General features: G+C 70.0%; 19 protein-coding genes. 12 read left to right on the top strand and 7 right to left on the bottom strand.

The window, feature by feature from the left end; translation table 11 throughout:
• The first annotated feature begins 6 nt into the window (after positions 1-6).
• From MFF55_RS01185 to coaA, 9 genes are all read left to right on the top strand, one after another.
• Positions 7-894 carry a cytochrome c1 gene (locus MFF55_RS01185; protein WP_238242255.1) on the top strand — a complete coding sequence of 296 codons (888 nt, stop codon included), beginning with the start codon at positions 7-9 and terminating at the stop codon, positions 892-894.
• 124 nt (positions 895-1018) lie between these two features.
• Positions 1019-1894, top strand: a complete 876-nt coding sequence (locus MFF55_RS01180; protein ID WP_238242254.1) for an S-methyl-5'-thioadenosine phosphorylase — start codon at positions 1019-1021, stop codon at positions 1892-1894.
• Between the two features lie 101 nt (positions 1895-1995).
• A complete protein-coding gene (hisB, locus tag MFF55_RS01175; protein WP_238242253.1) occupies positions 1996-2583 on the top strand; it encodes an imidazoleglycerol-phosphate dehydratase HisB in 588 nt (195 codons plus the stop codon).
• 35 nt (positions 2584-2618) lie between these two features.
• On the top strand, positions 2619-3104 hold the full coding sequence (locus MFF55_RS01170; RefSeq protein WP_238242252.1) for a DUF2628 domain-containing protein: 486 nt from the start codon (positions 2619-2621) through the stop codon (positions 3102-3104).
• 19 nt (positions 3105-3123) lie between these two features.
• On the top strand, positions 3124-3783 hold the full coding sequence (gene hisH / locus MFF55_RS01165; protein ID WP_238242251.1) for an imidazole glycerol phosphate synthase subunit HisH: 660 nt from the start codon (positions 3124-3126) through the stop codon (positions 3781-3783).
• Positions 3784-3816: 33 nt separating this feature from the next.
• On the top strand, positions 3817-4566 hold the full coding sequence (gene hisA / locus MFF55_RS01160) for a 1-(5-phosphoribosyl)-5-[(5-phosphoribosylamino)methylideneamino]imidazole-4-carboxamide isomerase (RefSeq protein ID WP_238242250.1): 750 nt from the start codon (positions 3817-3819) through the stop codon (positions 4564-4566).
• Positions 4567-4617: 51 nt separating this feature from the next.
• Positions 4618-5394, top strand: a complete 777-nt coding sequence (hisF, locus tag MFF55_RS01155) for an imidazole glycerol phosphate synthase subunit HisF (protein ID WP_238242249.1) — start codon at positions 4618-4620, stop codon at positions 5392-5394.
• 42 nt (positions 5395-5436) lie between these two features.
• Positions 5437-5760, top strand: coding sequence for a phosphoribosyl-ATP diphosphatase (locus MFF55_RS01150; protein WP_238242248.1), 324 nt, complete (start codon positions 5437-5439; stop codon positions 5758-5760).
• 5 nt (positions 5761-5765) lie between these two features.
• Complete coding sequence (gene coaA, locus MFF55_RS01145; protein ID WP_238242352.1) at positions 5766-6782, top strand: type I pantothenate kinase; 1017 nt, start codon at positions 5766-5768, stop codon at positions 6780-6782.
• 63 nt (positions 6783-6845) lie between these two features.
• Here coaA and thpR read toward each other — a convergent pair whose 3' ends face one another.
• Both thpR and MFF55_RS01135 read right to left on the bottom strand, forming a co-directional pair.
• Positions 6846-7385 (bottom strand): RNA 2',3'-cyclic phosphodiesterase, encoded by a 540-nt coding sequence (thpR, locus tag MFF55_RS01140; RefSeq protein ID WP_238242247.1) that lies wholly within the window; start codon positions 7383-7385, stop codon positions 6846-6848.
• Positions 7386-7389: 4 nt separating this feature from the next.
• Complete coding sequence (locus MFF55_RS01135; RefSeq protein ID WP_238242244.1) at positions 7390-8010, bottom strand: arylesterase; 621 nt, start codon at positions 8008-8010, stop codon at positions 7390-7392.
• A 156-nt stretch (positions 8011-8166) separates the two neighbouring features.
• Between MFF55_RS01135 and MFF55_RS01130 the strand changes: the two genes are divergently transcribed.
• Together MFF55_RS01130 and MFF55_RS01125 are read left to right on the top strand one after the other, a co-directional pair.
• Positions 8167-8865, top strand: coding sequence for an ABC transporter ATP-binding protein (locus tag MFF55_RS01130; RefSeq protein ID WP_238242243.1), 699 nt, complete (start codon positions 8167-8169; stop codon positions 8863-8865).
• A gap of 71 nt (positions 8866-8936) precedes the next feature.
• Positions 8937-11525, top strand: a complete 2589-nt coding sequence (locus MFF55_RS01125) for an ABC transporter permease (RefSeq protein ID WP_238242241.1) — start codon at positions 8937-8939, stop codon at positions 11523-11525.
• 114 nt (positions 11526-11639) lie between these two features.
• Here the strand turns inward: MFF55_RS01125 and MFF55_RS01120 are convergent, their stop codons facing one another.
• Positions 11640-12308, bottom strand: coding sequence for a GNAT family N-acetyltransferase (locus tag MFF55_RS01120; protein WP_238242239.1), 669 nt, complete (start codon positions 12306-12308; stop codon positions 11640-11642).
• 315 nt (positions 12309-12623) lie between these two features.
• Here MFF55_RS01120 and MFF55_RS01115 point away from each other — a divergent pair, with 315 nt between their 5' ends.
• On the top strand, positions 12624-12800 hold the full coding sequence (locus tag MFF55_RS01115) for a hypothetical protein (RefSeq protein ID WP_238242238.1): 177 nt from the start codon (positions 12624-12626) through the stop codon (positions 12798-12800).
• Between the two features lie 44 nt (positions 12801-12844).
• Here the strand turns inward: MFF55_RS01115 and flgH are convergent, their stop codons facing one another.
• The 4 genes from flgH to flgF are packed head-to-tail and all read right to left on the bottom strand — an operon-like array spanning position 12845 to position 16225.
• Positions 12845-13591, bottom strand: a complete 747-nt coding sequence (gene flgH / locus MFF55_RS01110; RefSeq protein ID WP_238242237.1) for a flagellar basal body L-ring protein FlgH — start codon at positions 13589-13591, stop codon at positions 12845-12847.
• Between the two features lie 28 nt (positions 13592-13619).
• Positions 13620-14657 carry a flagellar basal body P-ring formation chaperone FlgA gene (gene flgA, locus MFF55_RS01105; RefSeq protein ID WP_238242235.1) on the bottom strand — a complete coding sequence of 346 codons (1038 nt, stop codon included), beginning with the start codon at positions 14655-14657 and terminating at the stop codon, positions 13620-13622.
• A 23-nt stretch (positions 14658-14680) separates the two neighbouring features.
• Positions 14681-15472, bottom strand: a complete 792-nt coding sequence (gene flgG / locus MFF55_RS01100; RefSeq protein ID WP_238242234.1) for a flagellar basal-body rod protein FlgG — start codon at positions 15470-15472, stop codon at positions 14681-14683.
• A 12-nt stretch (positions 15473-15484) separates the two neighbouring features.
• A complete protein-coding gene (gene flgF / locus MFF55_RS01095; protein ID WP_238242232.1) occupies positions 15485-16225 on the bottom strand; it encodes a flagellar basal-body rod protein FlgF in 741 nt (246 codons plus the stop codon).
• Between the last annotated feature and the right edge of the window lie 151 nt (positions 16226-16376).

Genomic DNA, 16376 nt, shown 5'->3' with positions numbered 1-16376 from the left:
GCAGCAATGACCATGACCCGCGCCCTCGCCGCGTCGTTCCTCGCGGCCCTCGTCAGCCTCGCTCCGGCCCATGCGGCCGAAGCTCCCAAGCCGCCGCGGGAGGAGTGGAGCTTCTCCGGCATCTTCGGCAAGTTCGACCAAGCCCAGCTTCAGCGCGGCTTCCAGGTCTACCGGGAAGTCTGCTCGAGCTGCCACAGCATGAGCCTCGTCCGCTTCCGGAACTTGGCCGAACCCGGCGGCCCCGGCTTCACGGCCGGCCAGGTCAAGGCCTTGGCCGCCGAGTACAAGGTCAAGGAAGTGAACGACAACGGCGAGGAGGTCGAGCGGCCTGCCCGGCCCGCCGACGCCTGGCCGTCACCCTTCCCGAACGACAAGGCCGCCGCGGCCGCCAACGGCGGCAAGGCGCCGCCGGACTTCTCGGTGCTGGCCAAGGCGCGCACCTTCGAGCGCGGCTTCCCGCTCTTCGTCGTCGACGCGATGCCCTTCGTCGGCTATTCGGAGCAGGGCGTCGACTACATCCACGCGCTCCTCAACGGCTACGAGGACGCGCCCGCCGGCATGGAAGTGCCCGCGGGAACGAACTACAACAAGTACTATCCCGGCCACCTGATCGCGATGGCCAAGCCCCTGAGCGACGGTCAGGTGACCTACGCCAAGGGCGAGAACGGCGAGCCGGTCGTTCCCGAGACCGTCGAGCAATATTCGAGGGACGTCGCCGCCTTCATGTCGTGGACGGCGGAGCCTCACATGGAGGCACGCAAGGCCCTGGGCTTCCGGGTCATCCTGTTCCTGATCCTGCTGGCGGGCCTGCTCTACTACGTGAAGAAGAAGATCTGGGCCGATGTCGGCGGCGAGGTCCACGGTCTGCAGCCCGAACTGCACAAGACCGGCTGACGCCACCCTGATCCCAACCGATCGCATTGACGCGCCGTCCGCGATGCCCCGACAAGGGTGGTCCCGGGCGGCGCTTCCGTGATCCGCGCAGTCTCGAGCTCTGATTGACCCGTGAGGTGAAGCGATGGCCGCAGCGATCCTGGGCGTGATCGGCGGATCCGGCATCTACGATCTGCCGGGCCTGGAAGACATCCGCGAGGAGGCGATCCCTTCGCCCTGGGGCGAGCCTTCGGACGTCCTCCGCATCGGTCGCATCGGCGAGACGACGGTGGTGTTCCTGGCCCGGCACGGACGCGGGCATCGGCTCTCGCCTTCCGGCATCAACTACCGCGCCAACATCGATGTGCTGAAACGCGCCGGCGTCACCGATCTCGTCTCGGTTTCGGCCTGCGGCTCCTTCAGGAAGGAGCTTCATCCCGGGTTGTTCGTGCTCGCCGACCAATTCGTCGATCGCACATTCGCACGGTCCTCGTCCTTCTTCGGGAACGGCTGCGTGGCGCACGTGCCCTTCGCACATCCCGTAGGGCCCACTCTCCAGGCCCGCATCGTTCAGGCTGCGGCCGCCGAGGAGGTCGCGGTCCATCGCGGCGGGACCTATGTCTGCATGGAAGGCCCGCAATTCTCCTCCTACGCGGAGTCGATGACCTACAAGGATGCGGGCTACGACGTGATCGGCATGACCGCGATGCCGGAGGCCAAGCTCGCCCGCGAGGCGGAACTGACCTACGCCATCATCGCCATGGTGACCGACTTCGATTGCTGGCACCCGAACCACGCCGAAGTCGACGTCGCTTCCGTCGTCGCCGTCGCCAGGGCCAATGCCGGTAGGGCGGCGCGCTTGGTGGCGCGCCTCGCCCGCGACTTCCCCGGGGAGCGCGAGGATTGTCCGGTCGGGTCTCACCGATCCCTCGACGGCGCCGTCATGACGGCGCCTGATCACCGGGATCCCGACCTCCTCGCGAAGCTCGACGCCGTCGCCGGACGCATCCTTGCGGCCTGATCGGCGGGTTCTGCCGGCGCGACCCTTTCCAAGGCCCCGATCTTCGCACTAGAAGGCGGCTTCGTTTCCTGCCGACCCTTTGAGCGGACGATTGAAGCGCGATGCGCTCTGCCAGCATCAGCCGCCGCACGGCGGAGACCGACGTGACCGTCTCGATCAACCTCGACGGGAGCGGCCGCGCGAGCGTCGCCACCGGCGTTGGCTTCCTCGACCACATGCTGGAGCTCTTCGCCCGGCACGGATTGTTCGACCTCGACGTGGCCGTGACGGGCGATCTCCACGTCGACGCCCACCACACCACCGAGGATGCCGGCATCGCCCTCGGCCAGGCGGTCGCGCAGGCGCTCGGTGACAAGGCGGGCATCGGCCGCTACGCCGACATTCACCTTCCCATGGACGAGGCGCTCACCCGCGTTGCGGTCGACATCTCGGGCCGGCCCTTCCTTGTGTTCCGCACGACGTTCAAGGCCGAGAAGATCGGGTCCTTCGACACCGAACTGGTGCGCGAGTGGTTTCAGGCCTTCGCGATGAATGCGGGCATCACCCTGCATGTCGAGACGCTCTACGGCGACAACGCCCACCACGTCGCCGAAAGCTGCTTCAAGGGATTGGCCCGAGCCTTGCGGCAGGCGGTCGCCGTCGATCCGCGCGAACAGGGCCGCGTGCCCTCGACGAAGGGATCGCTCTGAGCCGGCGACGGCGTCGGAGAGTGAGGAGTCCGAGGATGCGCACTTACACGCTCCACCTGCCGAAGGGCGCGCTTGCCGGCGAGGCTTACGGACTGGACCGGGCCGAGCTCGTGCCGGACGGATTCTCCTGGCGCGCCTTCGCCTTCGGCCCCCTCTGGTTCCTCTATCATCGGCTCTGGATCGCGGCCCTGGGCGTGTTGGCGCTTCTCCTCGCGGCGGCCGTCCTCGGCCGGTTTCTCGGCCTGAACCCGCTTGCGGGAACCGCGATCTCTCTGCTGCTCCAAGTGCTCATCGGCCTGGAAGCCTCGAGCCTGCGCCGCTGGACCTATGCCCGCCGCGGGCGCCCCGCGCGCGACGCGGTGGTCGCCGCCTCGCCGATCGAGGCCGAGCGCAAGGCGCTCACGCGCTGGCTTGATCCTGCGAACGCCGCGCTTGCGCCGCAGGTGCCCTACGGCTCGTCGATGGGCCGATCCGCCGACGCGGTGATCGGGCTGTTCCCGTTGAGCGAGGGACGCCGGTGACGCGCGCAGCGGTTCTGCCGTGACGGGCGAGACGGTCGCCATCATCGATTACGGCTCGGGCAACCTGCATTCGGCGGCCAAGGCTTTCGAGCGCGCGGCGCGCGAGGCGGGCCTCGCCTCGCGCATCGCGGTCACCAGCGATCCCGACCGCGTCGCATCGGCCGACCGCGTCGTGCTCCCGGGTGTCGGCGCCTACGCCGATTGCCGGAGGGGCCTCGACGCCGTACCCGGCATGGTCGAGGCCATGACGCACGCGGCCAAGGAGCGGGTGCGGCCGTTCCTCGGCATCTGCGTCGGCATGCAGTTGCTGGCGACCCGCGGCCTCGAACACACGCCGACACCGGGCCTCGGCTGGATTCCGGGGGACGTGGCGCCGATCGCACCGTCCGATCCGGAGCTGAAGGTCCCGCATATGGGCTGGAACACCCTGAGGCGCGACCGGGACCAAGCCCTTCTCGAGGGCATTCCCACGGGTGAGACGGGATTGCATGCCTATTTCGTGCACAGCTACGCGTTGATCCCCGAGGACTCGTCCGACGTGGTGGCCCATAGCGAGTATGGCGGTCCGGTCACGGCGCTCGTGGCGCGCGACAACATCGCGGGCACGCAGTTTCACCCCGAGAAGAGCCAGCGCCTGGGCCTCGCCCTGATCGCGAATTTCCTGCGGTGGCGGCCGTGACCCTGCCCGCGACCCCGACGACGAGATAGCCGAGTGATCCTGTTTCCCGCGATCGACCTGAAGGAGGGGCGCTGCGTCCGCCTCGTGCAGGGGGACATGGCGCAGGCCGTCGTCTTCAACGACGACCCCGCAGCGCAAGCCAAGACCTTCGAGGACCAGGGCTTCTCCTGGCTGCACGTGGTCGACCTGGACGGCGCCTTCGCCGGCGCGCCGATGAACGCCTCCGCCGTCGACGCGATCCTCGCGCGCACGTCGCTGCCGGTGCAGCTCGGCGGCGGCATCCGCGAGATGCGCACCGTCGAGGCCTGGATCGCCAAGGGTGTGACGCGGGTCATCATCGGAACGGCGGCGGTCCGCGACCCCACCTTCGTGCGCGAGGCGGCGCGGCTCTATCCGGGCAAGATCGCCGTCGGCATCGATGCCAAGGACGGACGGGTCGCCGTCGAGGGCTGGGCCAAGACGTCCAGCACGACGGCCGAGGAGCTCGGGCGCCGCTTCGAGGATGCGGGGGTCGCGGCGATCATCTACACGGACATCGCGCGGGACGGCATCCTCAAGGGGCTCAACATCGAGATGACGCTGGCGCTTGCAGGCGCGGTGACGATCCCGGTGATCGCGTCCGGCGGCCTCGCCTCGATCGAGGACGTGCACCGGCTGCTGCAGCCGGATTGCGCGCTGCTGGCCGGTGCCATCACGGGCCGCGCCCTCTATGACGGCCGCATCGACCCGGCCGAGGCGCTTGCCGCCATCGCAGACGCAACGTCCCAGGCCGGGGCCGCGTGACGACACCCGATTTCGTGTAATCTGATCGGCCCCGACGGCCCCAAGGCGCTCGTGCTCAAGACCCGCATCATCCCCTGTCTCGACGTGAAGGACGGCCGCGTCGTAAAGGGCGTCCAGTTCCTCGAACTCCGCGACGCCGGCGACCCGGTCGAGGCCGCCAAGGCCTACGACGCGGCCGGCGCCGACGAGCTCTGCTTCCTCGACATCACGGCGAGCCACGAGGACCGCGGCACGCTGCTCGACGTGGTCAGCCGGACGGCGGAGGCTTGCTTCATGCCCCTCACGGTGGGCGGCGGCGTGCGCACGGTGGAAGACATCCGCACCCTGCTGCTGGCCGGGGCCGACAAGGTCTCGATCAACACGGCGGCGGTGAAGGACCCCGACTTCGTGGCGCAGGCGGCCCGGAAGTTCGGCAGCCAATGCATCGTCGTGGCGATCGATGCCAAGCGCACCTCCGCGCCCGGCGAGCCGGCCGCCTGGCAGATCTTCACCCACGGCGGCCGGAGCCCCACGGGAATCGACGCGATCGATTTCGCGCGGACGGTGACGGCGCGGGGCGCGGGCGAACTCCTCGTCACCTCGATGGACCGGGACGGCATGCGCTCCGGCTACGACCTCGCCCTGACCCGGGCCATCGCCGATGCGGTCTCGGTACCCGTGATCGCCTCCGGCGGCGTCGGCGGCCTCGACGATTTCGTCGCCGGCGTGCGGGACGGCGGCGCCAGCGCGGTGCTGGCCGCCTCGATCTTCCATTTCGGCCAGCATACGGTTGCCGAGGCCAAGGCCCACATGGCGGCGGCCGGCCTCGCCATGCGGCTCGACGCATGATCGATGACCGCCGCCCGTGGTCCTCACGGGACTGAGAAGCCCATGACGCAGTTTTCCCTCAGTGACCTCGAAGCCCTGATCGCGACCCGTGCGGAGGCCTCGCCGGAGGTCTCCTACACGGCGAAGCTCCTGTCCGGCGGTCCTGCGAAGCCGGCCAAGAAGCTCGGGGAGGAAGCCGTCGAGGCGGCCATCGCCGCGGTACAAGGAGACCGGGCCGGCCTCGTGGCCGAGGCCGCCGACGTGCTCTATCACTTGGTCGTGGTTCTGAGGGCCGGAGGCGTCGGCCTCGACGAGGTGATGGCGGAGTTGGAGGGTCGCACGGTTCAGAGCGGCATCGCCGAGAAGGCCTCTCGGAGGCAGACGTGAACGCCGTGTCCGGCAAGTCGGCGCGGCCCGTCTCCGAGCGCGACCCGACGCTCGGGCAGGACCCCGTCACCGGCGTCGGGCCGGAGCGCCTCTCGCCCTACCGCCTCTTTAAGCGCGAGGAATGGGCGCAGCTGCGCGCCGACGCGCCGCTGACCCTCGACGTTGAGGAGATTACCCGGCTGCAATCGCTGAACGACCCGATCTCCGTCGAGGAGGTCGTGGCGATCTACCTGCCGCTCTCCCGCCTGCTCTCCCTCTACGTCGCCGCCACGCAGGGGCTGTTCAAGGCGACGCAGCGCTTCCTGCTCGCCGAGCACGAGACCAAGGTGCCCTACATCATCGGCGTCGCGGGCTCGGTGGCGGTGGGCAAGTCGACGACCGCCCGCGTCCTGCAGGCGCTCCTCGCCCGCTGGCCGAACACGCCGAACGTCGATCTGGTCACCACGGACGGGTTCCTGCTGCCGAATGCGGAACTGCAGCGCATGGGCGCGATGGAGCGCAAGGGCTTCCCCGAGAGCTACGACACCGGGGCGCTGCTGCGGTTCCTCACCGATATCAAGGCGGGCAAGAAGCGTGTGGCGGCGCCGCTCTACTCGCACCTCGTCTACGACGTCATCCCGGGCGAGGAGCGGGTGGTGGAATCCCCCGATATCCTGATCGTGGAAGGACTCAACGTGCTCCAGCCGGCCCGGCTGCCGCGGGACGGCACCGCCATCCCCTTCGTGTCCGACTTCTTCGATTTCTCGATCTACCTCGACGGCCACGAGGACGACCTGCACCGCTGGTACGTCAACCGCTTCATGCGCCTGCGCCAGACCGCGTTCCGCGATCCGCTCTCCTACTTCCGAAAGTTTGCCGAGGTGCCCGAGGCCGAAGCGCTCGACATCGCCGACCATCTCTGGACCTCGATCAACCTGCCGAACCTGCGCGACAACATCCTGCCGACACGCCAGCGTGCGAGCCTGATCCTCGCCAAGGGCGCGAGCCACCGGATTGAGAGCGTCGCCCTGCGGCGCCTCTAACAGGTCGCGTCTCCGCGATCCCGGTTAAGCCGCGTGACACTGCCGCGTCCCGCATCGCTGGCCTCACGTCAGCGGATAGACGGCCTCCACGACGTAAGGCCCTCCGCCGGTGGATTCGCGGGCGGAGAACAACGCGACTCGGTCCGCGCTGAAGCGCAGCGTCGCGAAGAGCCCCTGCTGCGCCAGGTAGGTCGCGACATCCTCGGAATGAGTGTCGCGGCGCAGGCGCGCCAGCGTCACGTGCGGCGTGAATTTTCGGCGCTCCGGGGCCGCGCCGGCCTCGCGGGCGAGGTGCTCGTGCTCGGCCTGCAGGTCGGCGAGTTCCCGGTTCGCCGCCACCGCGGCGATGAGCGCGCGGGGCTTGGCGCCGCCGAAGCTCGACAGACCATCGAGCACGATCTGCATCGGCCCGCGCCGCCGGGCGTTGACCAGGGCCTCGTGCATTGCCTCGGCGCAGGTGGTGTCGACGTCGCCGAGGAAGCGCAGGGTCACGTGGTAATCGCTGGGCTCGATCCAGCGCGCGTGACGCAAACCGCCTCGCCGGCCGGCGAGGGCGGCCGCGATGTCCGGCGGGATCCCCAGGCCGGTGAACAGGCGCGGCATCGCTTCAGCGCTTGAGCCGGTCGATGAAGGCTTCGACCGTAGGCAGGATGCCGGCCACGATCGTTTCCACTCCTTTGGAGTTGGGGTGGAGGCCGTCGTCGAGGTTGTAGACCGGATCGCCGACGATGCCTTCGAGGAAGAACGGGTAGAGAACGAGACCGTATTTCGCGGCGAGATCCGGATAGATCGCGTCGAAGCGGTTCACGTAGTCGGGCCCCAGGTTGCGGGCGGCCCTCATGCCGGCCAGCAGCACGGGAATGCCGCGCTCCTTGAGGCGGCGGATGATCGTGTCGAGCGCCTTGGCGCTGACGCTTGGATCGGTGCCGCGCAGCATGTCGTTGGCGCCGAGCTCCAGGATGACGCCGTCGGTCCCGTCGGGGACGGACCATTCCAGGCGTTCGAGCCCGCCGGTCGTGGTGTCGCCCGAGACCCCGGCATTGGCGACGCTGACCTGACGGCCGCGCTTGCGCAGCTCCCGCTCCAGCACCGCGGGGAAGGCCGCCGCCGCCGGGAGCCGGTAGCCGGCGCTGAGGCTGTCGCCGAAGGCCACAAGCTTGAGCGGACGCCCGTCCGGCGCGGCCTGGGCGGGGAGCCCGCCGAGGGCGAGTGCGGCAAAGAGCACCATCAGCCCTCGCGCGCCGTGGCGCGAGGGCTTACGCCCGACCATATCGCGAAAAGGCTTGAGCACGGCCCCAAGGGGTGACGAAAAGCACAGACCCATTCCGATTCAGCCCCAATCCTCGTCGCCGATGTTCTCATTCGCACACAGATCGGTAGCCCCTTGAGCGCAGGCAAGGCCGATGGCCCCGCCATCACACTCGCAGAGATCGATCTGAGCCTCGGCCGCGATGCGGCGCGGGTCCACGTGCTGCGGGGCATCTCCCTCGATGTCGCGCGGGGCGAGGCCGTCGGCCTCGTCGGGCCGTCGGGTTCGGGCAAGTCGACCCTGCTCATGGTCATGGCGGGCCTGGAACGGCCCGACAGCGGCCGCATCCTCGTCGAGGGCACGGATCTCGGCGCGCTGGACGAGGACGCCCTGGCGGGCTTCCGGGGGCGGCGGATCGGCATCGTCTTCCAGGCCTTCCACCTCGTCCCGACCATGACGGCGCTGGAGAACGTGGCCCTGCCGCTCGAACTCGCCGACAAGCCCGATGCCCATGTCCGCGCGGCGGCGGAGCTGCGGGCCGTCGGTCTCGGCGACCGCCTGCATCATTATCCGGCCCAGCTCTCGGGTGGCGAGCAGCAGCGCGTCGCCATCGCCCGCGCCATCGCGCCGGACCCGGCGATCCTCGTGGCGGACGAGCCGACCGGCAATCTCGACGAGGCGACCGGCCGACAGATCGTCGACCTCCTCTTCGCCCTGAAGCGCGACCGCGGCGCCACCCTCGTCCTCGTGACCCACGATCCGGGCCTCGCCAAGCTGTGCGACAGGACCGTTCGGCTGCGCTCGGGGCGGGTCGAGGAGCCGGTAGCCGCGTGACCGGTTTGTCGGGTTTGACTTCGACCCTCCCCGGTCACGTTCCGATCTCAAAACGGCGGGCTGGCTGAACCATGCACGGTACGCTTCCGCAGGCCGATCGTGGCCGCCGATCCGCTCCCCGGGAAACTCGCCTCCCGCTCACCTTGCGCCTCGCCCTGCGCGAACTACGCGGCGGGCTATCCGGCTTCGTCGTCTTCCTCGCCTGCATCGCGATCGGCGTCGCGGCCATCGCCGGCGTCGCCTCGATCTCGCGCTCGCTGACCGACGGGCTCGGCCGCGAGGGAAGGCGCATCCTGGGCGGCGACCTCACCTACAGCCTGATCAACCGCTCGGCGACACCGGCCGAACGTGCGGTCCTCGAGGCCCAGGGACCCGTCTCGGTGGTCACGACGCTGCGGGCCATGGCGCTGGCCGGCGACAAGGGCGCGGCCCTCGTCGAGCTGAAGGCGGTCGACGCCACCTATCCGGCGACGGGCGACCTCGTCACCGATCCGGCAGTGCCTCTCGCCACGCTCCTGGCGGAGCGGGACGGCGCCTACGGCGCGGTGGCCGATCCCGTGCTGCTGACCCGCCTCGACCTCAAGGTCGGCGACCGCGTCAGCATCGCCGGCAAGCCCGTGGCGATCCGGGCGACCCTCGTCTCCGAGCCCGACAAGATCGCCAACGGCATCGGCTTCGGCCCCCGCGTTCTCATCTCCGACGCCGCGCTGGCGGAGACCGGCCTCGTCCAGCCGGGCAGCCTCAACCGCTGGAGCTATCGGCTGCAGCTTCCGGGGGTGCCGGATGCCGAGCTCGAGCGGCGTACCGCCGCCATCGCCAAGGCCGCGCCGGAGGCGGGTTGGGAGATGCGTTCGCGCACCAACGCCGATCCGCGCTTCGCCCGGAGCATCGAGCGCTTCACTCAATTCCTCACCCTCGTCGGCCTGACCGCGCTCATCGTCGGTGGGGTGGGTGTCGCCAACGCGGTCCACGCCTTCGTCGAGCGCAAGCGCGGCTCGATCGCGACCTTGAAGAGCGTCGGCGCCCCGGGGGGGCAGGTCGTCAGGCTCTACCTGACCCAGGTGATGCTGATCGCCGGCCTCGGAACGGCGATCGGCCTCGCCGTCGGCGCCGGGCTGCCCTTCCTCCTCGACGCCTTCTTCCGCGCGGACCTGCCGCTTCCGCTCAACCCGACCCTCGCGCCGGCCGAGCTGGCATTGGCCGCCGCCTACGGCCTTCTCACCGCGCTCGCCTTCGCCATCGTGCCCCTCGGCCGCGCCCATGACGTGCCGGTCTCGGGCCTGTTCCGCGACGTGGTCGACCGGAGCGGCGCGCGCACGCGCCTGCGTTATCGCCTGATCCTGGCCGCTGCGCTGGCAGCCCTCGTCGGGCTCGCCGTCGTCACCGCTTTCGACAAGCGCGTGGCGCTCGTCTTCATCGCTGCGGCCGGCCTCGCCTTCGGCCTCCTGCGCCTCGTCGCCCTAGGCCTGATGGCCCTGGCGCGTCGCCTGCCTCGCCCGCGAACGGCCGCGCCGCGCCTGGCGCTCGCCAACCTGCACCGGCCCGGCGCGCTGACCCCGTCCATCGTGCTCTCCCTCGGGCTCGGGGTCACGCTCCTCGTGACCCTGAGCCTCATCGACGCCAATGTCCGGCAGACGCTGACCTCGTCGCTGCCGGCCCGCGCGCCGAACCTGTTCTTCCTCGACATCCCTGCTTCCGAGGCGGACGGCTTCCACGCCTTCCTCGGCAGGGCCGCGAGCAACGCGAAGATCGAGCGCGTGCCGATGATGCGAGGCCGCATCACCGCCCTCAACGGCGTGCCGGCGGCCGAGATCAAGCCGCCGGAGGACGCGGCCTGGGTGCTCGACGGCGACCGCGGCATCACCTATTCGGCCGACCTGCCGGAGGGGTCGAGCCTGATCGCGGGGAGCTGGTGGAACGCGGAGGAGGGCCGCGCGGCCCTGGTATCGTTCGATTCCGAGCTTGCCCGCGCCCTCAAGCTGGAAGTTGGCAGCACCGTCAGGGTCAATGTCCTCGGGCGCGAGCTCACGGCGCGGATCGCCAACCTGCGCAAGGTCGAGTGGCGCTCGCTGGGCATCAACTTCGTGATGGTGTTCTCGCCCGGCACCTTCCGCGGCGCCCCCCACAGCGACCTCGCGACGCTGACCCTGCCGAACGGTCCAGATGCGGGCATCGAGGCCGGAATCCTGCGCGACGTCGCCCGAGCCTTCCCCTCGGTGACCAGCGTGCGGGTCAAGGACGCCCTCGACGCCGTCAACGACATCGTCGGCAAGCTCGTCCTCGCCATCCGCGGCGCGAGCGCGGTGGCGGTGGTCGCGAGCCTCTTCGTCCTCGCCGGCGCGCTGGCCGCCGGACACCGCAGCCGCCTCTACGATGCGGTGGTGCTGAAGACCCTCGGCGCGACGCGGCGCCGGCTGCTCACCGCCTACCTCCTCGAATACGGCGCGCTCGGGCTTGCCACGGCCCTGTTCGGCCTCGCCGCGGGCACGCTCGCCGCCTTCGTGATCGTGACGCGGGTTATGCGGCTGGAATTCAGCCTCGACCTCTCGGGCGCGTTCGTGGCTGCGGCGCTGGCAGTGGTCTTCGCCGTCGTCCTCGGCCTCGCCGGAACCTGGCGCATCCTGGGCCAGAAACCGGCACCGTACCTGCGGCAGTTCTGATGCATGTTCTGCGGGTCGCTGGCAGTCGACCTGCGGTCCCGTCCGGCGCTGCGCGACGTCGGCGGTCACCCGGGGACGGATCATCCGTTCGGGACCCCGTAGGAGAGAGACGTGTCAGGAGGCTGGCCGGAACTCGGAAAGGCGCCTGCGCTGGCGGCCCGCCTCGTCGAAGTTCTCGGGGTCCAGCCAGCGCTTGAAGGCGGTGCGGCGGTCGGGCCATTCATGGTCGAGGATGGAGTACCAGGCGGTGTCCCGGCTCTCGCCCTTGAGGACCAGGTGCTGGCGGAAGATGCCCTCGAAGGCGTAGCCGAAGCGCTCGGCCGCGCGCCGCGAGGGTCCGTTGCGAGCGTTGCAGCGCCACTGGTAGCGCCGGTAGCCGAGGCCGAACACGTGATCGGCGAGGAGGAAGAACGCCTCCGTCGCCACGCGCGTGCCGGCGATCCGGGGCCCCCACAGAATGTGCCCGATTTCGGCGCTGCCGTGAGCGGTGCTGATGTCCATGAGGCTCTGGCGGCCCTCGGCGCGGCCCGTGGCTCCGTCGATCACGGCAAAGGCCATTCGGTCGGTCGACGCGGCCGCCGCCAGAAGTTCCTCCTCGAAGGCTTCGCGGGAGGTCGGCACCGGGTCGGGCAGCCAGCGATACAGGCGCTCGGCGTCGCGGTCCGAGGCGACGGCGTAGAGGTCATTGCCGTGGAGGGCCGGATCAAGCGGCTCCAGGCGGCAGTACAAGCCTGCGAAGGGTTGCCGTTCCGGCATTGGCCAGGACGCGGGAAAGGATGACATCGGGGTTTCGTCGTCTGACACGGGAAGCACGGGCGCCGGGTACCATCCCACAGCCTCCAGGCGCCAGCCGGCCGGGCACGGGGCGCCGGCTCTTGCATCGATCGGCGTCATCTTTCGTCAATGCCGAACCGGGGGGGGCGAAATTAACAGCTTGGACGGACCATCGAAGCGGGTCCGTCGCCATTCCGACAGTCAAGCTCAGCGCATCAACACGCAGCAAAGCTTTGCGGAGATCGCGCCGGCAGCGATGAACACTTTCGGAACTTTGCTGCGACCCACTGCTTCTTGACGGATACCCTCCACGAGGATTCCGGAATGAACAGCGAATATCTCATCATCGTGCTGGCGCTCGCCACGCTCGCCATGGTCATTGGCTTCGCGCTCTGGCAGCGCGGCCGGGTCGCGGCGGCCAAGAAGGATCCGGCCCGATCCGCCTTCACGGAAACTCATGGCGGCACGCCGCGGCCGAACCGTCCCGGCACCGAGCACTAAGGCGCCACCCGGCGAGGCGATGGCCGCCTCGCCCCGCCCGCCCGTCAGAACGGCAGCAGCACGTCGACGAGCTGCTGGCCGTAGCGCGGCTGCTGCACGTCGGTGATCTGCCCGCGCCCGCCATAGGCGATGCGCGCTTGCGCGATCTTCGTCGATTCGATGGTGTTGTCGGACTCGATGTCCTCGGGGCGGACCACACCGGCGACGACGAGCTCGCGGACCTCGAAGTTGATCCGGATCTCCTGCTTGCCCTCGACCACGAGATTGCCGTTCGGGAGGATCTGCGTGACGACCGCCGCGATGCTCGTCGTGACCTGCTCGTTGCGCTGAACCGATCCCGCGCCCTCGCTCGTCGTGTCCGACGTCGCCTTGACCAGGGATTCCGGGTTGACCCCGGCGGCAAGGATGGCCGCGTTGGTCTCCAGGCCCAGCGCATTCGGCAGTCCGACATTCTCGCTGTTCGTTCGCGAGCGCTTCGTCTCGTTGTTGAGGTTGGCACGGTCCGTCACGTTGACCTTGACGGTGACGAGATCGCCGATCCGCGCCGCGCGCTGGTCCTTGAAGAAGGCCCGCGAGCCCGTGCGCCAGAGCGAATTCGGCGCGTAGGACACGGGCTGGACCTCCGGCATCGGCAGGCGGACCGGCTTGTAGCCGGCCTGGGCGGTCGGGTCCTCGATCGCCGAGAGCTTGGGCGTCGCGCCGATCTGGGAAAGGCGGTCGACGGTGTTGCAGGCGCCGAGGCTTCCGCTGAGCAGGGCGGCGGCGAGGGCGAGGGGCAGGCGGAGCGTCATCGGGGCGGCCGGAGGCAGGAGGACGGGGTCAGCGGATGTCGAGGGCGGCGTTGGTCTGGCGGGCCGGCGGCGGCCCCACCGAGACCCGGCCGGGACCGATCACGGTGGCGGCGAGAACCTTCTTCGAGACCGGGTTCGTGACGTTGATCATGGCACCGAGCCGGCCGTTCTCGTTGGCCTGCCCGCGAAGGGACAGGTTGAGGCCCGGGGCGTCGAACACGATGGTCACAGCCTCGCCGCGGGTCACGAGATCGGGCGGCGCGATATCGCCGGCCCGCAGTACGGCTCCGGCGCCCAGCGCACGCTGAGCGACCTGACCCGTGAGGCCGGCGACCCCCGTCTGCGCGTCGGCCGGAGCCGCCTCGCGGGGACGTCGTTCGGTCGTGAGATCGGCCGCCGTCATCGCCTCGCCGCGGTTGAGCGCGCGCACCAGGATCGCGACCTCCCGCATCTCGAGCACCTGACCCGAGACGCGCAGGGAGGCCTGGCGCTCGCCGAGCGTCACCAGCGCCGCGACGCGGCGCGAGCGCGCGTCGTAGGCGAGGTCGAGAGCGGCGACGGGACCGTTGAGGTCCACCGGCGCGAGGAGGGTCGGCGCCGCGCCGTCGATCCGGATCGCCAGATTGCGGGGATCGAGGCCGTGGGCGGTCTCGAGCGCCCGCTTGAGAGCGGCCTCGATCTCCGACGTCCCGATGCGGCGGGCGGCCCGCTGCACCGCGACCTGCACGAGGCCGTCGGTCTCGATCTCGCCGAGGCCGAGGGCCGCGACCGCGTCCGCGATCCGGCGGGCCTGGATGGTGCCAGTGGCGCCGAGCGCCGGCGCCCGGAACAGCGGGCGGCGGGCCGCCTCGGCGGAGGCGCCTTCCAGAAGCTCGCCCAGCGTCAGCACGTCGCCGCGGGCGGTCACGTCGCCGCGCAGGCGTAGGCGCTGCCCATCCTGGGCCAGCACCGGCAGCGCCAGGAGGCCCAGCGCCACGAGGGCGAGGAAGGTCCGGGCCACGACGCCGGCGGTCAGGCAGGTGACTCGGGCGGGGGCGACGCGGCGGATCGGCTTCAGGGCGTACATCGGGGTGCTCCTCAGGAACCGGATCAGCCGCGGAACATCTGCGACGTGGTGGAGAGCATCTGGTCGGCCGCCGTGACGACCTTCGAGTTCATCTCGTAGGCGCGCTGCGCCGCGATCAGCGACGAGATCTCGGTGACGGCGTTGACGTTCGCCTCCTCGAGGTAGCTCTGCTGCAGGTTGCCGAAGCCCTCGGCACCCGGCAGGCCGTTGATCGCCGGACCCGAGGCGGCGGTCTCGACGAAGAGGTTGTCGCCGATGGATTCCAGGCCGACCTTGTTCACGAAGCGGGAGAGCTGGAACTGGCCGAGCGCCTGCGGCGCGGTCTGGCCCGGCACCGTCGCCTGGACCGCGCCCTGCGCGCTGATCGTCACGCTGGTCGCCGTGTTCGGCACCGTGACGCCGGGATCGACGAGGTAGCCGTCGCGGGTGACGAGCTGGCCCTGCGCGGAGAGGTCGAACGAGCCGTCGCGGGTATAGGCGGTGCGGCCATCCGGCAGCGTCACCCGGAACAGGCCCTCGCCGCGGATGGCGACGTCGTACTGCTTCTCGGTCGAGGACAGCGTGCCCTGCGACATCACCCGCGCGGTCGAGGTCGTCTTCACGCCTGAGCCGATCGCCAGGCCCGCGGGGAGCTGGGTGTTCTGGTCCGAGGTCGAGGAGCCGGCCCGCCGCAGGTTCTGGTAGAGCAGATCCTGGAAGTGCGGCTGCTGGCGCTTGTAGCCCGTGGTGCGCAGGTTCGCGATGTTGTTCGAGATGACTTGGACGTTGAGTTCCTGGGCCGCCATGCCCGTGGCGGCGGCGTAGAGCGCGCGCATCGTCGGATATCCTTAAGCGACGTCGGCGAGACGGCGGATCGCCGTGCCGCGCAACTCGTCGAGGCGTGAGATCACGCTCGAGACCATGGTGTAGGTGCGGTTCACGTCCATGAGCCGGGTCATCTCGACGACCGGCTTGACGTTCGAGCGCTCGAGCGCCCCGGACTCGAGCCTGCCGGCGAGGCCTGCGGCCTGCGGCTGGTCCCGCGAGGCGTAGAGGTTGGCGCCCTGGTTCGTCAGACCCTGCGGGTTCGCGAAGGTGACGAGGCGCAGGCGCCCGCGGATGCCGAGATTGGTCGAGACCGTCCCGTCCGGGCCGATCCAGAGGCCGGCCTCCTGCGCGTTGATCTGAATGGGGCCGCCGTCGCCCTGCACGGGGTAGCCGTCGCTGGTGACGATCCGGCCCTGCGCATCGGTCTCCAGGGCGCCGTTGCGGGTGTAGCGCTCGCCCTCCGGCGTCTGAACGGCGAGGAAGGCCTCGCCGCGCAGGGCCACGTGCAGCGGGTTGCCCGTCTGCTCGATCGGGCCCTGGCCAAGGTCGAGGGCCGTGCCCTGGTCGATGACGTAGGAGAGCTTGCGGTCGGGCCGCTTGAAGGAATCGGCGCTCGCCACCGGCATCAGGTATTCCTGGAAGCGGGTGTTGCGGGTCTTGAAGCCGTTGGTCGAGACGTTCGCCATGTTGTTGGCGATCACCTCTAGATCACGCTGGAGCGCAACCTGGCTCGAAACTCCGACGAACAGTGCGTTCTGCATCGATTGACCAGGCCCAGCGAGACGGCGACGGTGATCATGTCCGCATGGGCCGTGCCAACCGGCGGCGGCCGAAATTCCCTAGAACTGAGAGGTGGTTAGCCGCACGAACGCTCATAGTCGGCCCCAGTCGATCCCGTCCCTCGGCAGGTCC

It is taken from the genome of Methylobacterium iners (assembly GCF_022179305.1).
Taxonomy (GTDB): Bacteria; Pseudomonadota; Alphaproteobacteria; order Rhizobiales; family Beijerinckiaceae; genus Methylobacterium; species Methylobacterium iners.
This window is presented reverse-complemented; position numbering and strand designations above follow the sequence as displayed.

Coding starts and splice junctions, on each gene's coding strand:
- flgH (WP_238242237.1), bottom strand. CDS start 13,591: ATGACGCTCCGCCTGCCCCTCGCCCTCGCCGCCGCCCTGCTCAGCGGA.
- MFF55_RS01185 (WP_238242255.1), top strand. CDS start 7: ATGACCATGACCCGCGCCCTCGCCGCGTCGTTCCTCGCGGCCCTCGTC.
- MFF55_RS01120 (WP_238242239.1), bottom strand. CDS start 12,308: ATGTCATCCTTTCCCGCGTCCTGGCCAATGCCGGAACGGCAACCCTTC.
- MFF55_RS01170 (WP_238242252.1), top strand. CDS start 2,619: ATGCGCACTTACACGCTCCACCTGCCGAAGGGCGCGCTTGCCGGCGAG.
- flgG (WP_238242234.1), bottom strand. CDS start 15,472: ATGCGCGCGCTCTACGCCGCCGCCACGGGCATGGCGGCCCAGGAACTC.
- MFF55_RS01135 (WP_238242244.1), bottom strand. CDS start 8,010: ATGGTGCTCTTTGCCGCACTCGCCCTCGGCGGGCTCCCCGCCCAGGCC.
- thpR (WP_238242247.1), bottom strand. CDS start 7,385: ATGCCGCGCCTGTTCACCGGCCTGGGGATCCCGCCGGACATCGCGGCC.
- MFF55_RS01180 (WP_238242254.1), top strand. CDS start 1,019: ATGGCCGCAGCGATCCTGGGCGTGATCGGCGGATCCGGCATCTACGAT.
- flgF (WP_238242232.1), bottom strand. CDS start 16,225: ATGCAGAACGCACTGTTCGTCGGAGTTTCGAGCCAGGTTGCGCTCCAG.
- MFF55_RS01125 (WP_238242241.1), top strand. CDS start 8,937: ATGCACGGTACGCTTCCGCAGGCCGATCGTGGCCGCCGATCCGCTCCC.
- hisB (WP_238242253.1), top strand. CDS start 1,996: ATGCGCTCTGCCAGCATCAGCCGCCGCACGGCGGAGACCGACGTGACC.
- MFF55_RS01115 (WP_238242238.1), top strand. CDS start 12,624: ATGAACAGCGAATATCTCATCATCGTGCTGGCGCTCGCCACGCTCGCC.
- MFF55_RS01150 (WP_238242248.1), top strand. CDS start 5,437: ATGACGCAGTTTTCCCTCAGTGACCTCGAAGCCCTGATCGCGACCCGT.
- flgA (WP_238242235.1), bottom strand. CDS start 14,657: ATGTACGCCCTGAAGCCGATCCGCCGCGTCGCCCCCGCCCGAGTCACC.